This is a genomic window from Micromonospora sp. NPDC005194, from assembly GCF_040608335.1.
Classification (GTDB): domain Bacteria; phylum Actinomycetota; class Actinomycetes; order Mycobacteriales; family Micromonosporaceae; genus Micromonospora.
Window position 1 is genome coordinate 29,037 of record NZ_JBEXIA010000025.1, and the last position, 19,261, is coordinate 48,297.

At 73.0% G+C, this 19,261-nt stretch carries 16 protein-coding genes; 15 read left to right on the forward strand and 1 reads right to left on the reverse strand.

Annotated elements, in window-relative coordinates; translation table 11 throughout:
• Positions 1–12 precede the first annotated feature (12 nt).
• The 15 genes from pyrR to ABZU53_RS21130 all read left to right on the forward strand — a co-directional run bounded on the left by pyrR (position 13) and on the right by ABZU53_RS21130 (position 17,885).
• A complete protein-coding gene (gene pyrR, locus ABZU53_RS21060) occupies positions 13–597 on the forward strand; it encodes a bifunctional pyr operon transcriptional regulator/uracil phosphoribosyltransferase PyrR (RefSeq protein ID WP_355067090.1) in 585 nt (194 codons plus the stop codon).
• On the forward strand, positions 594–1,520 hold the full coding sequence (locus tag ABZU53_RS21065) for an aspartate carbamoyltransferase catalytic subunit (protein WP_007458351.1): 927 nt from the start codon (positions 594–596) through the stop codon (positions 1,518–1,520). Before pyrR ends, ABZU53_RS21065 begins: the two co-directional genes overlap by 4 nt.
• Complete coding sequence (locus tag ABZU53_RS21070) at positions 1,517–2,794, forward strand: dihydroorotase (RefSeq protein WP_355067091.1); 1,278 nt, start codon at positions 1,517–1,519, stop codon at positions 2,792–2,794. The genes ABZU53_RS21065 and ABZU53_RS21070 overlap by 4 nt, the downstream gene beginning before the upstream one ends.
• On the forward strand, positions 2,791–3,954 hold the full coding sequence (gene carA, locus ABZU53_RS21075) for a glutamine-hydrolyzing carbamoyl-phosphate synthase small subunit (RefSeq protein WP_355067092.1): 1,164 nt from the start codon (positions 2,791–2,793) through the stop codon (positions 3,952–3,954). The genes ABZU53_RS21070 and carA overlap by 4 nt, the downstream gene beginning before the upstream one ends.
• Complete coding sequence (carB, locus tag ABZU53_RS21080) at positions 3,947–7,294, forward strand: carbamoyl-phosphate synthase large subunit (RefSeq protein ID WP_354862812.1); 3,348 nt, start codon at positions 3,947–3,949, stop codon at positions 7,292–7,294. Before carA ends, carB begins: the two co-directional genes overlap by 8 nt.
• A complete protein-coding gene (locus tag ABZU53_RS21085; RefSeq protein ID WP_355067093.1) occupies positions 7,291–8,349 on the forward strand; it encodes a quinone-dependent dihydroorotate dehydrogenase in 1,059 nt (352 codons plus the stop codon). Before carB ends, ABZU53_RS21085 begins: the two co-directional genes overlap by 4 nt.
• Positions 8,350–8,563: 214 nt before the next feature.
• A complete protein-coding gene (locus tag ABZU53_RS21090; RefSeq protein WP_355067094.1) occupies positions 8,564–9,838 on the forward strand; it encodes an adenosylmethionine--8-amino-7-oxononanoate transaminase in 1,275 nt (424 codons plus the stop codon).
• A gap of 65 nt (positions 9,839–9,903) precedes the next feature.
• Entirely contained in the window at positions 9,904–10,740 is an 837-nt protein-coding gene (gene pyrF / locus ABZU53_RS21095; RefSeq protein ID WP_354862960.1) for an orotidine-5'-phosphate decarboxylase, read from the forward strand.
• 178 nt (positions 10,741–10,918) lie between these two features.
• Complete coding sequence (gene mihF / locus ABZU53_RS21100) at positions 10,919–11,236, forward strand: integration host factor, actinobacterial type (protein ID WP_007458370.1); 318 nt, start codon at positions 10,919–10,921, stop codon at positions 11,234–11,236.
• A gap of 25 nt (positions 11,237–11,261) precedes the next feature.
• The gene (locus ABZU53_RS21105; protein WP_354862959.1) at positions 11,262–11,795 is read left to right on the forward strand and encodes a guanylate kinase; all 534 of its coding nucleotides are present in this window, start codon (positions 11,262–11,264) and stop codon (positions 11,793–11,795) included.
• 64 nt (positions 11,796–11,859) lie between these two features.
• A complete protein-coding gene (gene rpoZ / locus ABZU53_RS21110; RefSeq protein ID WP_007075826.1) occupies positions 11,860–12,123 on the forward strand; it encodes a DNA-directed RNA polymerase subunit omega in 264 nt (87 codons plus the stop codon).
• Between the two features lie 14 nt (positions 12,124–12,137).
• Positions 12,138–13,346, forward strand: coding sequence for a bifunctional phosphopantothenoylcysteine decarboxylase/phosphopantothenate--cysteine ligase CoaBC (gene coaBC, locus ABZU53_RS21115; RefSeq protein WP_355067095.1), 1,209 nt, complete (start codon positions 12,138–12,140; stop codon positions 13,344–13,346).
• A gap of 87 nt (positions 13,347–13,433) precedes the next feature.
• A complete protein-coding gene (gene metK, locus ABZU53_RS21120; protein ID WP_354862956.1) occupies positions 13,434–14,627 on the forward strand; it encodes a methionine adenosyltransferase in 1,194 nt (397 codons plus the stop codon).
• 59 nt (positions 14,628–14,686) lie between these two features.
• Entirely contained in the window at positions 14,687–16,654 is a 1,968-nt protein-coding gene (locus ABZU53_RS21125; RefSeq protein WP_355067096.1) for a primosomal protein N', read from the forward strand.
• 247 nt (positions 16,655–16,901) lie between these two features.
• Positions 16,902–17,885 carry an AAA family ATPase gene (locus ABZU53_RS21130; RefSeq protein WP_354857784.1) on the forward strand — a complete coding sequence of 328 codons (984 nt, stop codon included), beginning with the start codon at positions 16,902–16,904 and terminating at the stop codon, positions 17,883–17,885.
• A 79-nt stretch (positions 17,886–17,964) separates the two neighbouring features.
• Here ABZU53_RS21130 and ABZU53_RS21135 read toward each other — a convergent pair whose 3' ends face one another.
• Entirely contained in the window at positions 17,965–19,245 is a 1,281-nt protein-coding gene (locus ABZU53_RS21135) for a hypothetical protein (RefSeq protein ID WP_355067097.1), read from the reverse strand.
• Positions 19,246–19,261 lie beyond the last annotated feature (16 nt).

Consider the following 19,261-nt stretch of genomic DNA (forward strand, 5'->3'; position numbering starts at 1 on the left):
AGGAGGTCCGCCGTGGCATACCCACCGGCTGCCCGCTCGTCACCACCGCGACAACCCTCGGTGAAGGTGATCCTCGCCAGCGCCGACGTGCAGCGCGTGGTCGACCGCATCGCCCACCAGATCCTGGAGAAGACCCAGGGCGCCGCCGACACCGTGCTGCTCGGGATTCCCACCCGGGGTGCGCCCCTCGCGCGGCGGCTCGCCTCCCGGATCAGCACCTTCGAGGACGTCGTCGTCCCGGTCGGTGTGCTCGACATCACCCTCTACCGCGACGACCTGCGCCGGCACGCGACCCGCGCGATCGGCCCGACCCAGGTGCCCAGCGGCGGCATCGACGGCAGGCGGGTGATCCTCGTCGACGACGTGCTGTTCTCCGGGCGCACCGTGCGCGCCGCGCTCGACGCGCTCAACGACGTGGGCCGCCCGGCGTCGGTGCAGCTCGCCGTCCTGGTCGACCGCGGCCACCGTGAGTTGCCGATCCGCGCCGACTACGTCGGCAAGAACATCCCGACGGCGCTCGCCGAGAGCGTCAAGGTGACGCTCGCCGAGACCGACGGCGCCGACGAGGTCAAGTTGTACGGGGGAGCCACCTCATGATCAGGCACCTGCTCTCCGGCGCGGACCTGGACGCCGACACCGCCACCGAGATCCTGGACACCGCCGCCGAGATGGCCACGGTCGCCGGCCGCGAGATCAAGAAGCTGCCCGCGCTGCGTGGCCGGACGGTGGTGAACCTCTTCTACGAGGACTCCACCCGCACCCGGATCTCGTTCGAGGCGGCGGCGAAGCGGCTCAGCGCCGACGTGATCAACTTTTCCGCGAAGGGGTCCAGCGTCGCCAAGGGCGAGAGCCTGAAGGACACCGCGCTGACCCTGCAGGCGATGGGCGCCGACGCGGTGGTCGTGCGGCACCCCGCCTCCGGCGCCCCGCACCGGCTCGCCAACTGGGTGGACGGGTCGGTGGTCAACGCCGGCGACGGCACCCACGAGCACCCCACCCAGGCGCTGCTCGACGCGTACACCATGCGGGCCCGGCTGGGCCGGCTGGCCGGCCTGTCGGTCGCGGTGGTCGGCGACGTGCTGCACTCGCGGGTGGCCCGCTCCAACGTCCTGCTGCTGTCCACCCTCGGCGCGAAGGTCACCCTGGTCGGTCCGCCCACCCTCATCCCCGTCGACATCGCCGGCGCGCTCGCCCCGGGCACCGACGTGTCCTACGACCTCGACGCCGTGCTGCCCGACGTCGACGTGGTGATGATGCTGCGGGTGCAGCGGGAGCGGATGAAGGACTCCTACTTCCCCTCCGCGCGCGAGTACTCCCGCCGTTACGGGCTGGACGGCCCGCGGATGCGCCGCCTGCCCGAGCACGCGATCGTCATGCACCCGGGCCCGATGAACCGGGGGATGGAGATCACCCCTGAGGTGGCCGACTCACCCCGCTCCACCATCGTCGAACAGGTCACCAACGGGGTCTCCGTGCGGATGGCTGTTCTGTACCTGCTGCTCGGAGGGAACAACCGGTGACCGCGTACCTCATCACCAGCGTGAGCATCGTCGGCGCCGCGCCGACCGACCTGCTGATCCGCGACGGCGTCGTCGCCGAGGTCGGTCCGGGGCTGTCCGCGCCGGACGCCGTGGTGGTCGACGGCGCCGGGCTGGTCGCCCTGCCGGGCCTGGTCGACCTGCACACCCACCTGCGCGAGCCCGGCCGGGAGGACGCCGAGACCGTCGAGTCCGGGTCCCGGGCGGCGGCGTTGGGCGGCTACACGGCGGTCTGCGCGATGGCGAACACCTCGCCGGTCGCGGACACCGCAGGCGTCGTCGAGCAGGTCTGGCGGCTCGGCCGGGAGGCCGGCCTGGTCGACGTGCAGCCGGTCGGCGCGGTCACCGTCGGGTTGGCCGGCGAGCGCCTGGCCGAGCTGGGCGCGATGGCCGACTCGGCGGCCCGCGTGCGGATCTTCTCCGACGACGGGCACTGCGTCGCCGACCCGTTGCTGATGCGCCGGGCCCTGGAGTACGTCAAGGCGTTCGACGGGATCATCGCCCAGCACGCCGAGGAGCCCCGCCTCACCGAGGGCGCCCAGATGCACGAGGGTGAGGTCTCCACCCGGCTGGGGCTGATCGGCTGGCCTGCGGTCGCCGAGGAGGCGATCATCGCCCGGGACGTGCTGCTGGCCGAGCACGTGGGCAGCCGCCTGCACGTCTGCCACGTCTCCACCGCCGGCAGCGTCGAGGTGCTGCGCCAGGCCAAGGCCCGTGGCGTACGCGTCACCGCCGAGGTCACCCCGCACCACCTGCTGCTCACCGACGAGCGGGCGGCGACCTACGACCCGGTCTTCAAGGTGAACCCGCCGCTGCGCACGGCCGCGGACATCACCGCCCTGCGGTCCGCGCTCGCCGACGGCGTCATCGACATCATCGCCACCGACCACGCCCCGCACGCCGTGGAGGACAAGGAGTGCGAGTGGGCGTACGCCCGGCCGGGGATGCTCGGCCTGGAGACGGCCCTGTCCATCGCGCTCGACGTGCTCGGCCCCGAGTGGGACCTGATCGCCGAGCGGATGTCGCGCACCCCCGCCCGGATCGCGGGGCTGACCGGGCACGGCGTCGACCCGGCGCCCGGTGTGCCGGCCAACCTGACCCTGATCGACCCGGCCGCCCGCCGCACCATCGAGCCGGCGGAACTGGCCAGTCGCAGTCGCAACACCCCGTACGCCCGCATGACGCTGCCGGGTCGCATCGTGGCGACCTTCCTGCGCGGCGAGCCGACGGTCCTGGACGGAAAGGCAGTCAAGTGACCCGTAGACGTTCCGCGATCCTCGTCCTCGAGGACGGGCGCACGTTCCCCGGCGAGGCGTACGGCAGCGTCGGTGAGACCTTCGGCGAGGCGGTCTTCAACACCGGCATGACCGGTTACCAGGAGACCCTGACCGATCCGTCCTACCACCGGCAGGTGGTGGTGCAGACCGCGCCGCACATCGGCAACACCGGCGTCAACGGCGAGGACGACGAGTCCGGCCGGATCTGGGTGGCCGGCTACGTCGTCCGCGACCCGGCCCGGATCGGCTCGAACTGGCGGGCCACCGGCAGCCTGGAGGACCGCCTCGCCACCGAGGGTGTGGTGGGCATCAGCGGCGTGGACACCCGTGCGTTGACCCGGCACCTGCGTGAGCGGGGCGCCATGCGGGTGGGCATCTCCAGCGTCGAGAAGGACCCGCAGAGCCTGCTGGCCCGGGTCCGGCAGTCACCGCAGATGGTCGGCGCGGACCTGTCCGCCGAGGTGACCACCGCCCAGCCGTACGTCGTCGAGGCGCTCGGCGAGCACCGGTTCACCGTGGCGGCGCTGGACCTGGGCATCAAGCGCAACGTGCCGCGCCGGCTGGCCGCGCGCGGGGTGACCACCCACGTGCTGCCGGCCTCGTCGAGCATCGAGGACCTGCTGGCCACGGGCGCCGACGCGGTCTTCCTGTCGCCCGGCCCCGGCGACCCGGCGACGGCCGACGGCCCGGTGGCGCTGGCCCGGGAGGCGCTGCGGCGGGAGGTGCCGCTGTTCGGCATCTGCTTCGGCAGCCAGATTCTCGGCCGGGCGCTCGGCTTCGGCACCTACAAGCTGGGCTACGGCCACCGGGGGATCAACCAGCCGGTGCTCGACCGGGCCACCGGCAAGGTGGAGGTGACCAGCCACAACCACGGCTTCGCGGTCCGGGTGCCCGGTGCGGGGCAGGGCGCGGTGGTTCCCGACCAGGTGATCGACACCGACTTCGGCGGGGTGCGGGTGTCGCACGTCTGCCTCAATGACAACGTGGTCGAGGGGCTGCGGGCCGTGGACGTCCCCGCCTTCACCGTGCAGTACCACCCGGAGGCGGCGGCCGGCCCGCACGACGCCGACTACCTCTTCGACCGTTTCGCGGAACTGATCGAAGGCCGGACCCACAGCAAGGGGCGCAGCAATGCCTAAGCGGACCGATCTCAAGCACATCCTCGTGATCGGCTCCGGGCCGATCGTCATCGGGCAGGCCTGCGAGTTCGACTACTCCGGCACGCAGGCGTGCCGGGTGCTGCGCAGCGAGGGCATCCGGGTCAGCCTGGTCAACTCCAACCCCGCCACGATCATGACGGACCCCGAGTTCGCCGACGCCACGTACGTCGAGCCGATCACCCCGGAGTTCGTGGAGCTGGTCATCGCCAAGGAGCGCCCGGACGCGATCCTGGCCACCCTCGGCGGCCAGACCGCGCTGAACACGGCCGTCGCCCTGCACGAGGCCGGCGTCCTGGACAAGTACGGCGTCGAGCTGATTGGCGCGAACATCGACGCCATCAACCGGGGCGAGGACCGCCAGCTGTTCAAGGAGATCGTGGCGAAGGCCGGCGTACGCCTGGGCGTCGACGACCCGGCCGGGCTGGTGCCCCGCTCCCGGGTGTGCCACTCCATGGACGAGGTCGAGGCGACAGTCGCCGAGCTGGGCCTGCCGGTGGTGATCCGGCCGTCGTTCACCATGGGTGGCCTGGGCTCCGGCATGGCGCACACCCCGGAGGACCTGGCCCGCATCGCCGGCGACGGCCTGACCGCCAGTCCGGTGCACGAGGTGCTCATCGAGGAGAGCGTGCTCGGCTGGAAGGAGTACGAGCTGGAGCTGATGCGCGACCGGCACGACAACGTGGTGGTCGTCTGCTCGATCGAGAACCTGGACCCGATGGGCGTGCACACCGGCGACAGCGTCACCGTGGCCCCGGCCATGACGCTCACCGACCGGGAGTACCAGCGCCTGCGCGACCTGGGCATCGCGGTGCTGCGCGAGGTCGGGGTGGACACCGGCGGCTGCAACATCCAGTTCGCGGTCAACCCGGTCGACGGCCGGATCGTCGTGATCGAGATGAACCCCCGGGTGTCGCGCTCCTCGGCGCTGGCGTCCAAGGCGACCGGCTTCCCGATCGCGAAGATCGCCGCGAAGCTGGCCATCGGCTACACGCTCGACGAGATCCCCAACGACATCACCCTGAAGACCCCGGCGGCGTTCGAGCCGACCCTCGACTACGTGGTGGTGAAGATCCCCCGGTTCGCGTTCGAGAAGTTCCCCGGCGCGGACCCGGAACTGACCACCACCATGAAGTCGGTGGGCGAGGCGATGAGCCTCGGGCGCAACTTCACCGAGGCGCTGAACAAGGCGATGCGCTCGATGGAAACCAAGGCCGCCGGCTTCTGGACGCAGCCCGACCCGGCCGACGCGACGCGGGAGAACACCCTCACCGCGCTGCGCATCCCGCACGACGGCCGGCTCTACACGGTGGAGCGGGCGCTGCGTCTCGGCGCGTCGATCGCCGAGGTCGCCGAGGCGTCCGGCGGGATCGACCCCTGGTTCCTGGACCAGATCGCCGCGCTGATCGAGCTGCGCGCCGAGATCGTCGACGCGCCGGTGCTCGACGTCGAGCTGCTGCGTCGCGCCAAGCGGGCCGGCCTGTCCGACCGGCAGCTCGCCGCGCTGCGTCCGGAGCTGGCGGCCGAGGACGGCGTACGGACCCTGCGCCACCGCCTCGACGTGCGCCCGGTCTACAAGACCGTGGACACCTGCGCGGCCGAGTTCGAGGCCACCACCCCCTACCACTACTCCACGTACGACCTGGAGACCGAGGTCGTGCCGTCGGGCCGGCCGAAGGTGCTGATCCTGGGCTCCGGCCCGAACCGGATCGGGCAGGGCATCGAGTTCGACTACTCGTGCGTGCACGCGGTGCAGGCGCTGCGGTCGGCCGGTTACGAGACCGTCATGGTCAACTGCAACCCCGAGACGGTCTCCACCGACTACGACACGGCCGACCGGCTCTACTTCGAACCGCTGACCTTCGAGGACGTCCTGGAGGTCTGGCACGCGGAGGACTCCTCCGGCCGGGCGGCCGGCGGGCCGGGTGTGGTCGGCGTGGTCGTGCAGCTCGGCGGGCAGACCCCGCTGGGGTTGGCGCAGCGGCTCAAGAACGCCGGCGTGCCGATCGTCGGCACCTCCCCGGAGTCGATCCACCTGGCCGAGGAGCGGGGCGCGTTCGGCGCGGTGCTGGCCCGTGCCGGGCTGCGCGCGCCGGCGCACGGCATGGCCACGTCCTACGACGAGGCCAAGACGATCGCCGACGAGATCGGCTACCCGGTGCTGGTCCGACCGTCGTACGTGCTGGGCGGGCGGGGCATGGAGATCGTCTACGACGACCCGACGCTGCGCGACTACATCGGTCGGGCCACCGACATCTCCGGCGACCATCCGGTGTTGGTGGACCGGTTCCTCGACGATGCGATCGAGATCGACGTGGACGCCCTGTGCGACGCCGACGGCGCGGTCTACATCGGTGGCGTGATGGAGCACATCGAGGAGGCCGGGATCCACTCCGGCGACTCGTCCTGCGCGCTGCCGCCGATCACCCTCGCGGGGTCGCACCTGGCCGAGGTCCGCCGCTACACCGAGGCGATCGCCCGCGGTGTCGGCGTGCGCGGTCTGCTCAACGTGCAGTACGCGCTCAAGGACGACGTGCTCTACGTCCTGGAGGCCAACCCGCGCGCGTCGCGGACCGTGCCGTTCGTCTCGAAGGCGACGGCCGTTCCGCTGGCCAAGGCGGCCGCCCGGATCGCGCTCGGCGCGACCATCGCCGAGCTGCGCGCCGAGGGCCTGCTCCCGGCGACGGGCGACGGCGGCACGATGCCCGCCGACGCGCCGATCGCGGTCAAGGAGGCGGTGCTGCCGTTCAAGCGCTTCCGGACCCGGGCCGGCAAGGGGATCGACTCGCTGCTCGGGCCGGAGATGAAGTCGACCGGCGAGGTGATGGGCATCGACACCAACTTCGGGCACGCCTTCGCCAAGAGCCAGTCGGCCGCGTACGGGTCGCTGCCGACCGCCGGGAAGATCTTCGTGTCGGTGGCCAACCGGGACAAGCGCGGCATGATCTTCCCGATCAAGCGGCTGGCCGACCTGGGCTTCGAGATCGTCGCCACCACCGGCACGGCCGAGGTGCTGCGCCGGCACGGGATCGCCTGCGAGCAGATCCGCAAGCACTACGAGGCCGGCGAGGGGGAGGACGCGGTGTCGCTGATCCTCGGCGGCGACGTGGCCCTGGTGGTCAACACCCCGCAGGGCTCCGGCGCGAGCGCCCGCTCCGACGGCTACGAGATCCGCAGCGCCGCCGTCACCGCCGACATCCCCTGCATCACCACTGTTCCGGGCGCGGCGGCGGCGGTCATGGGCATCGAGGCGCGGATCCGGGGCGACATGCAGGTCCGCCCCCTGCAGGACCTGCACGCCACCCTCCGGGCGGCCCAGTGACCCTGTTCGAGCGGGTCGTGCGGCCGGGGTTGTTCCGCCTCGGCGGTGGCGACGCCGAGGCCGCGCACGAGTGGACGCTGCGGCGGTTGGCCGGGCTGTCGCGGCGTCCGGTGGCGTTGGCGGCCCTGCGGGCCCGCTACGCCGTCCAGGCGCCGCGCACGGTGTTCGGCGTGCGATTCCCCAACCCGGTCGGGCTGGCCGCCGGCATGGACAAGGACGGCGCCGCGCTGGCGGCCTGGCCGGCGCTCGGCTTCGGCTTCGTCGAGGTCGGCACGGTGACGGCGCACGCCCAGCCGGGCAACCCCCGGCCACGGCTGTTCCGGCTGCCGGCCAGCGAGGCCGTGGTCAACCGGATGGGCTTCAACAACGCCGGGGCCGCCGCGCTGGCCGCCCGGCTGGACGCGCTGCCGCGCCCCATCGGGGTGCCGCTGGGGATCTCGCTGGGCAAGTCCAAGGTGACCCCGCTCGACGAGGCGGTCGAGGACTACCTCGCCTCGTACCGGGCGCTGCGCGGGCACGGTGACTACTTCGCGGTCAACGTGTCCTCGCCGAACACCCCGGGCCTGCGCTCGTTGCAGGACCGCGCGCATCTGGACGCCCTGCTGGCCGCGCTGGTGGGGGAGAAGCCGGTGCTGGTCAAGATCGCACCGGATCTCACCGAGGCGGCGATCGCCGAGCTGCTGGAGGTGTGCCTGGCCCGGGGCGCCGCCGGGGTGATCGCCACCAACACCACCCTGGCCCGCGACGGCCTGGCCCCGGCCGAGGCCGAACGCGGCGCCGAGACCGGTGGCCTGTCCGGCCGGCCGCTGACCGGCCGCGCCCGGGACGTGGTCGCGTTCGTCCATCGGGAGACCGCCGGCGCCCTGCCGATCATCGGCGTCGGCGGGGTGCTGGACCCGGACGACGCGGCGCGGATGGTCGACGCCGGCGCCGACCTGGTGCAGCTCTACACCGGCTTCATCTACCGGGGGCCGGCCCTGGTCCGCGCCGCCGTCCGTGCCGCCGCGCGCGCGGCGGCCACAGCGGGGGCGCCGGACCCGGTCGCCGGGCGTTGACCGGCCCGGGTCCGGTGCTGACCCCGCCCCGCGCCGCGCCGGCTCTGCGGCGGGGGTTCCACCCCCTCCGCGAGGCCTTTGCTCTGCTTCAACCCACGCAACGGCCGGCGTCCGATATCCGGACACCGGGCGTTGCGTCCGTTGAAGCAGAGCAAAGGATGAGAAGGAACGACCCGACCGGCGGCCTGACGACCGGCGCCTGGAAGGAGCACGCATGACGCCCGAGGAGATCCTGGCCACCGACCGGGCGCACGTCTGGCACCCGTACGCCGCGCTGCCACCGGCGAACCCGCCGTGCGTGGTGCGCGGCGCCGAGGGCGTACGGCTGACCCTGGCCGACGGCCGGGAGCTGGTGGACGGCATGTCGTCCTGGTGGGCGGCGATCCACGGCTACCGGCACCCGGTGCTGGACGCGGCCGTGACCGACCAGCTCGGCAGGATGAGCCACGTGATGTTCGGCGGGCTGACCCACGAGCCTGCGGTGCAGCTCGCGCGGACCCTGGTCGAGCTGGCCCCGGAGGGTCTGGAGCAGGTGTTCCTGGCCGACTCCGGCTCGGTCAGCGTCGAGGTGGCGGTCAAGATGTGCCTGCAGTACCAGCGGGCCATCGGGCGGCCACAGCGGCGCCGGCTGGCGACCTGGCGGGGTGGCTACCACGGCGACACGTTCCACCCGATGAGCGTCTGCGACCCGGAGGGCGGGATGCACCACCTCTGGGGCGACGTGCTGCCCCGGCAGATCTTCGCCCCGGTGCCGCCCGGCGGCTTCACCGACCCGCCCGACGAGGCGTACGTGGCGGCGTTGGTGGACACCGTCGAGCGGCACGCCGACGAGCTGGCCGCGGTGATCGTCGAGCCTGTCGTCCAGGGCGCCGGCGGGATGCGGTTCCACCATCCGGGTTACCTGCGGGTGCTGCGCGAGGTGACCCGCGCGCACGGGGTGCTGCTGATCTTCGACGAGATCGCGACCGGGTTCGGCCGTACCGGCGCGATGTTCGCCGCCGAGCACGCCGGGGTGGCCCCGGACGTGATGTGCGTGGGCAAGGCGCTCACCGGGGGCTACCTGACCCTGGCCGCGACGCTGTGCACCGCCGAGATCGCCCGGGGCATCTCCGCCGACGGCGTGCTGGCCCACGGGCCCACCTTCATGGGCAACCCGCTGGCCTGCGCGGTCGCCAACGCCTCCATCGGGCTGCTGCGGGCCGGGGACTGGGCGGCGCAGGTGTCCAGGGTCGGCGCCGGCCTGCGCGCCGGCCTGGAGCCGCTGCGCGCCGCCCCGGGCGTGGCCGATGTGCGGGTGCTCGGGGCGATCGGGGTGGTCCAGCTCGACCACGAGGTCGACCTCGGCGCGGCCACCGCGGCGGCCGTCGAGCGGGGCGTCTGGCTGCGGCCGTTCCGCGACCTGATCTACACGATGCCGCCGTACGTCACCGACGACGCCGACCTGGCCCGTATCGCGGCCGGGGTGGCGGCGGCGGTGGCGGCCGGCTGAGCGGTCCCGGTCAACGAGTACGCACCGAGGCGGTCCGCCGCCCGGACGAGAAGGGAAGTGCACAGATGGAGAGCTTCGGCACCCGACTGCACCGGGCCGTCACCGAGCGCGGGCCGCTCTGTGTGGGCATCGACCCGCATCCCGGTCTGCTGGCCCGGTGGGGCCTCGCGGACGACGTCGACGGCCTCGACCGGTTCTCCCGGACCGTGGTGGACGCCCTCGGTGACCGGGTTGCGGTGGTCAAGCCTCAGTCGGCCTTTTTCGAGCGATTCGGATCCCGCGGTGTGGCGATCCTTGAGTCAACTATCCGACAGTTACGAGAAGCCGGTTCGCTCGTTCTTCTGGACGTCAAGCGTGGCGACATCGGCTCAACGGTCAGCGCGTACGCCTCCGCGTACCTTGATCCATCCAGCCCGCTGTATGTCGACGCGGTCACGGCCAGTCCCTACCTGGGAGTAGGTTCGCTGGCGCCGATGTTCGAGTTGGCCGCCCAGCACGGCGGCGGGGTCTTCGTGCTGGCCCTCACCTCGAACCCCGAGGGCGCGGCCGTGCAGCGGGCCCGTACGGCCGACGGGCGGACCGTCGCGCAGACCGTGATCGACGAGATTTCCCAGCTCAACCGGGGTGCGGACCCCCTCGGCAGCTTCGGTCTGGTGGTCGGCGCGACCATCGGTGACACCGGTCATGACCTCTCCGGCGTGGGGGGTCCGCTGCTCGCTCCAGGGCTCGGCGCGCAGGGTGCGGGTGCCGCCGATCTGCGTACCGTCTTCGGTTCCAGCCTCGCTTCGGTGCTCCCGTCGTACTCCCGGGAGGTCCTGTCGGCGGGACCGGACGCGGACGCCCTGCGGGCCGCCGCGGACCGGGTGGCGGGCGAGTGCCGGGCCGTTCTGGCTGCCCGGTGACTGACTGACGGCTCGGTCACTTTGCGATGATCATCGCGCGCCCACGTTGCCGAAAGCTCCGTTGACCGCTAGTTTTCCCCGCGCTGGGAACCACGGACCCCTTGGTTCACAGCGACACCACGTTTCACAGATGCGGCGGTGCGCCCCGCCCGCCGCGATAGGGACCTGAGGAGAACTGGTGCCGCTCCCGTCACTGACCCCCGAACAGCGCGCTGCCGCGCTCGAGAAGGCCGCGGAGATCCGCAAGGCCCGTGCCGAGCTGAAGGAGCAGCTCAAGCAGGGCAAGACCACCCTCGGTGCCGTCCTCGAGCGGGCCGAGAGCGACGACGTCGTGGGCAAGCTCAAGGTTTCGGCCGTCCTGCAGGCGATGCCGGGCATCGGCAAGATCCGGGCTACCCAGATCATGGAGAAGCTCAAGATCGCTGACAGCCGTCGCCTGCGTGGCCTCGGCGAGCAGCAGCGCAAGGCACTGCTTGGAGAGTTCGCCGCCAACTGAACCTGGCAGCGTGTAGAAACAAGCAGTGAGCACGGATGACGAGGCGCGCCCGGCGGCTCGGCTCACTGTCCTGGCTGGACCTTCGGGTTCCGGCAGGGAGAGTGTCGTCGAGCTCGTTCGGGCGCGTTTCCCGTCCGTGTGGATCCCGGTGCCGGCAACGACCAGGCCGCGCCGGGAACCGGAGGTGGACGGAGAGCAACGGGTCTTCCTCGCCCCGGCCGAGTTCGAACGCCGGGTGGCCACCGGAGACCTGCTGGAGTGGTCCCGGATCGGCGCGTACCACCGGGGCACCCTCGACCCGCCGCTGCGCGCCCGGCTCGACGCCGGGCAGCCGGTCCTGCTCCCGCTCGACGTCGCCGGGGCCCGGCTGGTGCGGGCGCGACTGCCCGCCGCGCGGCTGGTGCTGCTGATCCCGCCCGGGCACCGGCCCGACGCCGCCGTGGCCGCCGCCTTCGCGCACACCCTGACGCACGACCACACCGATCGGGTCGCCGACGAGCTGGTAGGCTTACTCGGTTCTTCTTATCCGGATCCGGCCTGGTCGCGTGTACGCGGCTGACGGCCGGCCGCCGTTGAGACTCAGCACCGCGTCCGCGCGGCTCGAAAGACGCAGAGGTTAATTCGTGGGATCCATCGCCAACCCCGAAGGCATCACCAACCCGCCGATCGACGAGCTCCTTGAGAAGACGACGTCGAAGTACGCGCTGGTCATCTTCGCCGCCAAGCGCGCGCGCCAGGTCAACGCCTACTACAGCCAGCTCGGTGAGGGCCTCCTGGAGTACGTCGGTCCGCTCGTCGAGACGACCCCGCAGGAGAAGCCCCTCTCCATCGCCATGCGCGAGATCAACGCGGGCCTGCTCACCGCTGAGCCGACCGACCAGCCGTAAGCCCGCACCCGTCGATGTCCGCCTCGATCGTCCTCGGGGTCGGCGGCGGCATCGCCGCCTACAAGGCGTGTGAGCTGCTGCGACTCTTCACCGAGTCGGGCCATCGGGTCCGGGTCGTGCCGACCGCGTCGGCGCTGAAGTTCGTCGGGGCCCCGACCTGGGCGGCGCTCTCCGGTCAACCGGTCGCCGACGACGTCTGGTCCGACGTGCACGAGGTGCCGCACGTCCGCCTCGGCAAGCAGGCCGACCTCGTGGTGGTCGCGCCGACCACCACCGACCTGCTGGCCAAGGCCGCCCACGGGCTCGCCGACGACCTGCTGACCAACACGCTGCTGACCGCCCGCTGCCCGGTCGTGCTGGCTCCGGCCATGCACACCGAGATGTGGGAGCATCCGGCCACCGTCGCCAACGTCGCCACGCTGCGGGCCCGGGGCGTGCGGGTCATCGAGCCGGCCGTCGGGCGGCTCACCGGCGTCGACACCGGCAAGGGCCGGCTACCCGACCCGGCGGAGATCTTCGCGGTCGCCCGCCAGGTCCTCGCTCGGGGCGTGTCCGCCCCCGCCGACCTGGCCGGCCGCCGGGTGGTGGTCACCGCCGGCGGCACCCGCGAGCCGCTGGACCCGGTCCGTTTCCTCGGCAACCGCTCCTCCGGCAAGCAGGGCTACGCCTTCGCCCGGTCGGCGGTCGCCCGGGGCGCGCGGGTCACGCTGATCGCGGCCAACGTCTCCCTCGCCGACCCCGCCGGGGTCGACCTGGTCCGCGTCGGCACGACCGCCGAGCTGCGCGAGACGACCCTCAAGGCCGCCGCCGAGGCCGACGCGGTCGTGATGGCGGCGGCTCCGGCCGATTTCCGACCGGCGACGTACGCGCCTGGCAAAATCAAGAAGTCGGACGACGGCGTCGCTCCCACCATCGAGCTCGTCACGAACCCGGACATCGCGGCGGAGCTCGGCCAGCGCAAGCGACCGGAGCAGGTGCTGGTGGTGTTCGCCGCCGAGACCGGCGACGCGGAGGCCAACGGCCGGGCGAAACTCGCCCGGAAGCGGGCCGACCTGATCGTGGTCAACGAGGTCGGCCCGGACCGGGTCTTCGGCGCCGACACCAACACGGTGACGGTCATCGGCGCGGACGGCTCGGTGAGCCGTCTGCCGGAGCAGGCCAAGGAGGCCGTGGCCGACACCGTGTGGGACCTCGTCGTGGCGCGGCTGGCCAACCGCTCCTGACGGGTGGAACAGCGCGCGACCGACCCCGACACCGGCCGCAGCGGTGACTAGACTGCCGCGGAACGACCTCACACGCTTAGGAGTGCCGTGACACGCCGCCTCTTCACGTCCGAATCGGTCACGGAAGGCCACCCGGACAAGATCGCCGACCAGATCAGCGACGGCATCCTCGATGCGCTGCTCGCCGAGGACCCGCACAGCCGGGTCGCGGTCGAGACCATGATCACCACCGGCCAGGTCCACATCGCCGGTGAGGTCACCACGAAGGCGTACGCCGACATCCCCACCATCGTCCGGCGCACCATCCTCGACATCGGCTACGACTCGTCGAAGAAGGGTTTCGACGGCGCGTCCTGCGGGGTCAGCGTCTCGATCGGCGCCCAGTCCGAGGACATCGCGCAGGGCGTGGACAACGCCTTCGAGCTGCGTACCGGCGCCTCGGAGAGCGCGCTGGACGCCCAGGGCGCCGGCGACCAGGGCATGATGTTCGGCTTCGCCTGCTCGGAGACCCCCGAGCTGATGCCGCTGCCCATCGCCCTGGCCCACCGGCTGGCCCGCCGGCTCGCCGCGGTGCGCAAGGACGGGACCATCCCGTACCTGCGCCCGGACGGCAAGACCCAGGTCACCATCGAGTACGAGGGGCTGCGCCCGGTCCGCCTGAACACCGTTGTGGTGTCCAGCCAGCACGCCGCGGACATCTCGCTGGAGTCGCTGCTCACCCCCGACGTGCGCGACTCCGTCATCGCGCCCGAGCTGGAGAGCCTCGGTCTGGACACCGACGGCTACCGGCTGCTGGTCAACCCGACCGGCCGGTTCGAGATCGGCGGCCCGATGGGTGACGCCGGCCTGACCGGCCGCAAGATCATCGTCGACACCTACGGCGGGTACGCCCGGCACGGCGGCGGCGCGTTCTCCGGCAAGGACCCGTCCAAGGTGGACCGCTCGGCCGCGTACGCGATGCGCTGGGTGGCCAAGAACGTGGTCGCCGCCGGCCTGGCCGAGCGGTGCGAGGCGCAGGTCGCCTACGCCATCGGCAAGGCGCACCCGGTGAGCCTGTTCATCGAGACGTTCGGCACCGAGACCGTGCCGGTGGCCTCGATCGAGAAGGCCGTCTCCGAGGTGTTCGACCTGCGCCCGGCCGCGATCATCCGGGACCTCAACCTGCTCCGCCCGATCTACCAGCAGACCGCCGCGTACGGCCACTTCGGCCGGGAGTTGCCGGACCTGTCGTGGGAGAGCACCGACCGGGCCGCCGACCTCAAGTCGGCCGCGGGAGCCTGACCGCCACCAGGCGTAGCGACCGGCGACCCGCGGACGGGTCGCCGGTCGCGCGCGTCTGCGTGGACGTCGCGCTGGCGCACCTGGACCGGCCGTTCGACTACCTGGTGCCGGCCGAACTCGACGACGTGGCGGTGCCCGGCACCCGGGTGAAGGTGCGCTTCGCGGGGCAGTTGGTCGACGGCTGGCTGCTGGCCCGGGCGGACGACTCCGGGCACACCGGCCGGCTCGCCTACCTGGAGAAGGTCGTCTCGCCCGAGCCCGTGCTGGCCCCCGAGATCGCCCGGTTGGCCCGGGCGGTCGCCGACCGGTACGCGGGCAACCTGGCCGACGTGCTCCGGCTCGCCGTGCCACCCCGGCACGCCCGGGTCGAGAAGGAACCCCACGACGAACAGCCCACCCCGACCCCCGAATCCGGTGCTGCCAGCGACGCGGTTGGCCCCGTCGAGCCGGGGGAGGCCGTCGTGCCGGGGGAGGCCGTCGACCCGAGAGGGTGGCGGGACTACCCGACCGGGCCGGCGCTGCTGCGGGCGCTCACCGACGGCCGGGCGCCCCGCGCGGTCTGGTCCGCGCTGCCCGGCGAGAACTGGGCCGCCCGCTACGCCGACGCGGTGGCCGCCACCGTCGCCGGTGGGCGGGGGGCCGTTGTCGTGGTGCCCGACGCCCGTGACCTCGACCGCCTCGACGCCGCGCTGACCGGCGTGCTGGGCCCGGGGCGGCACGTCAGCCTCTCCGCCGCCCTCGGGCCGGCCCGGCGCTACCGGGCGTTCCTCGCCGCCCGGCGCGGGCAGGTGCCGGTGGTCATCGGGACCCGGGCCGCGATGTTCGCCCCGGTGCCCCGGCTCGGTCTCGTCGCCGTCTGGGACGACGGGGACGACCTGCACTCCGAACCCCGGGCGCCCTATCCGCACGCCCGCGACGTGCTGCTCACCCGGGCGCAGCTCGGCGAGGCCGGCGCGCTGGTCGGCGGGTACGCCCGTACGGCCGAGGCACAACTGCTGCTGGAGACCGGCTGGGCCCGGGAGGTGGTCGCCGACCGGGCCACCGTGCGGGCGCGTATCCCGGCCATCGCGCCGACCGGTGACGACCCACAGCTCGCCCGTGATCCCGGTGCGGCCACCGCGCGGCTGCCCAGCCTCGCCTGGACGGCCGCCCGTGACGCCCTCCGGGCGGACCTGCCGGTGCTCGTGCAGGTGCCCCGGCGGGGCTACCTGCCCTCGGTCTCCTGCGCCGACTGTCGTACCCCGGCGCGCTGTGCGCACTGCGCCGGCCCGCTCGCGCTGCCGTCGGCCGGCGGCACCCCCGCCTGCCGGTGGTGCGCCCGGGTCGCCGCCGCGTACGCCTGCCCGCAGTGCGGCGGGCGGCGGCTGCGCGCCGCGGTGACCGGTGCCCGACGTACCGCCGAGGAGCTGGGCCGGGCCTTTCCCGACGTGCCGGTGCGGACCTCGGGACGGGAGGAGGTGCTGACCGACGTGCCCGGCGGTGCGGCGCTGGTGGTCGCCACCCCCGGCGCCGAGCCGGTCGCCGAAGGCGGCTACGGCGCGGTGCTGCTGCTCGACTCGTGGGCCCTGCTGACCCGGGCCGACCTGCGTGCCGGCGAGGAGGCGCTGCGCCGGTGGCTGGCCGCGACGGCCCTGGCCCGCCCGGCGCCGGCCGGCCGGGTGGTGGTGGTCGCCGACGGCGCGCTCGCCCCGGTGCAGGCGCTGCTGCGCTGGGACGCCGCCTGGTTCGCCGGCCGGGAACTGGCCGAGCGCCGCGAGCTGGGTTTCCCGCCGGCGGTGCGGATGGCCAGCGTCACCGGCCCGGCCGAGGCGGTGGCCGACCTGCTCGCCGCGGCCCGGCTGCCCGGCGACGCCGAGGTGCTCGGGCCGGTGCCGGCCGACGAGGGGCGCGAGCGGATGCTGGTCCGGGTGCCCCGGGCGCGGGCCGCCGCGCTCGCCGAGGCCCTGCACTCGGCCGCCGGGGTGCGCACCGCCCGCAAGGCCGCCGATCCGGTTCGTCTCCAGGTCGATCCGCTGAGCCTGTTCTGACCGTTTTCCCAGGGCGCGGCCGCTTTCCCGGGGGGCGCGGCCGGCGGGCGGAAGCCGGCCTGACGGGTGGCGCCCGCACACCGCGTCCGGCAAAGCGCTGGCGCCGAGGTGGTAGCATCGCCCGTCATGCTCGGTCGTACGACGGCCCCAGGTCACGGCACCGCCCGAAGGCGGGCGGGCCGGGAACGCGCCGGTCGGACGCGATGTCGATGATGTCAGGAAGCCGGTTATCAGGGGTGGACCAGTCGTGACCGTTCGACAATCGATCGTCTTCAACGGCGACCTCGGCAGCGGCAAGAGCACCGTGTCGGTGGAGATCGCCAAGCGGCTCGGCATGCGCCGGGTCAGCGTGGGCGACCTCTACCGGGAGATGGCGCAGCAGCGGCAGATGACCGCCCTGCAGCTCAATCTGCACGCCGAGCTGGACCAGGCCGTCGACGGTTACGTCGATCAGCTCCAGCGCGACATCGCCGCCTCCGGCGAGCATCTGATCATGGACTCGCGGCTGGCCTGGCACTTCTTCACCGACGCGCTCAAGGTGCACATGATCACCGAGCCGGGGGAGGCGGCCCGTCGGGTGCTGGCCCGCCCGTCCGGCCCGGCGGAGAGCTACGCCTCGCTGGAGGAGGCGAAGGCCAAGCTCCGCGAGCGCAGCGAGAGCGAGCGCAGCCGGTTCATCGTCCGCTACGGGGTGGACAAGGCACGGTTGCGCAACTATGACCTGATCTGCGACACGACCCGGGCCTCCGCCGCCGAGGTGGTCGAGCACATCATCGCCGCGTACGAGGGCACGCTCGGCGCCGACGTGCTGCGCGACGGCTCGCCGCTGCTGCTGCTCGACCCGGCGCGGATCTACCCGACCGAGGACATCGCGACCCTGCGCGGGCTCTGGGACAGCGAGTTCGTCGGCGACGTGGCCGAGGCCGGCGACGAGTCCCTGGAGCCGCTGAAGATCGGCTTCACCGGCGAGTACTTCTTCGTCGTCGACGGTCACCGTCGGCTCAGCGCCGCCGTCCAGAACGGTTTCTCCCTGGTCCCCGCCCAGCTGGTCGCCGAGGTCGACGAGCCGGTGGTGGGCGGGATGAGCGCCGTGGACTACTTCGCCGCGCACGTGCGCCCCGGCCTGGTCTACGACTGGGAGGCGGCCCACAAGATCCAGTTGCCGCTGCCCGAGCCGGCGCTGCTCGGCGGCGACGCCGTGCTCGCCGCGGACCGGGGCGTCGGCGCCTGAGCCCAGCGCGGAACCGGACCGGCGCGCGGGGTGCGCGCCGGCCCGGCCGTCGGCTCGACCGACGGTTCGCCGCGAGGCGTCAGCCCAGGACCACGCCCGAGGCGCCGACGCCGGCCATGCCGGAGAAGATGTCCTCGTAGTACATCCGCCAGGCACACACCCGCCCGGTGGGGACGTAGCCCGTACACGCCGTCGCGGTGTTGGTGTCGTCGATGGCGGTGTTCGTGCCGGTCGCCCAGACCTGGAGGGTGTTCGCCGGGTTCACGATCTCCACCGGGCCGCCGCTGTCGCCCTGGCCGACGGCGTTGGTGCGGGTGGTGTTCTCGGCCTGCACCTGGCCACAGACCGTGCCGAAGTTACGCACGTTGATGCACAGGTTGCGGGCCTTCACCTGGATCGAGCAGCGGGTGCCGGAGTACGCGCCGGAGGTGCACACCCAGTTGCCGACCTGGCTGGCCTGCGCGCCGATCACCTGGTTGCTGAACTTGCTGACCACCCCGCCGGCCGCGTCGGTGCTGTTGTTGAAGACCCGGCCGCCGGAGGTGCCGGCGATGAGCAGGGTGTCGCTGCTGACGTTGCGGGTTCCGACGGTGCCGATCGTCTGCCCGGTCGGGTCGGTCGCGAGGACGTTGAGGTTGGCGCAGTGCGCTGCGGAGAGCATCCGCGACACCCCGCCCTGGAAGACCCCGAAGCCGGTCGAGCAGCCGCCACCGGTGGCGGTGTTGCGCCACGCTGCGCCACCCCACCAGGGCGACGTGTCGTCCCACCGGGTCGCGGGCGCGGCGGCGACGCCGGTCTGCACGGTCACCGGGACGCCGGCGAGAGCCGTCGCGCCGAGCAGCCCGCTCTGCGTACCGACGAGCAGGCCGGCGCCGTCGGCGCGCGGCCCCACCGTGGTGATCTTGTCGCCGGCCGTGGCGCGCAGCCGGTCGGCCGCGACCATCAGCTCCCGCTGTGAGTACGCGGCGGGCAGCACCGTCGTCGCGACGGTGGCCCGCGCGTTGGCCACGAGGCGGGCCGGCGGCTCGCCCTTCCAGTAGACCTGGAGCTGACGGGTGGTGGGATCGGCGACGATACCGGCGAAGCCGGAGTTCGCGCTGCGCTGCGCCGCGTTGGTGATCTGCGCGGCGGCGGTGTTCATCCGCTGCTGCAACCCGAGCAGCTCCGACCAGGAGGCGAAGCCGCCGGGCACCGCCGTGCTGTCGACGAACGATCCGGTGGTGGTGGCCTTGCCTTTCGGCGCGGCGGTGGCCGGTGCGGCGCTCACGCCCGCGACGAGCAGCGTGAGGCCGCAGGCGGTGACGGCGATGCGACGCAGCATCGTCGTGGACCGTCGAACGGTCGGGTGTGGACGGATCATCTGGTGCCCCTTCCCC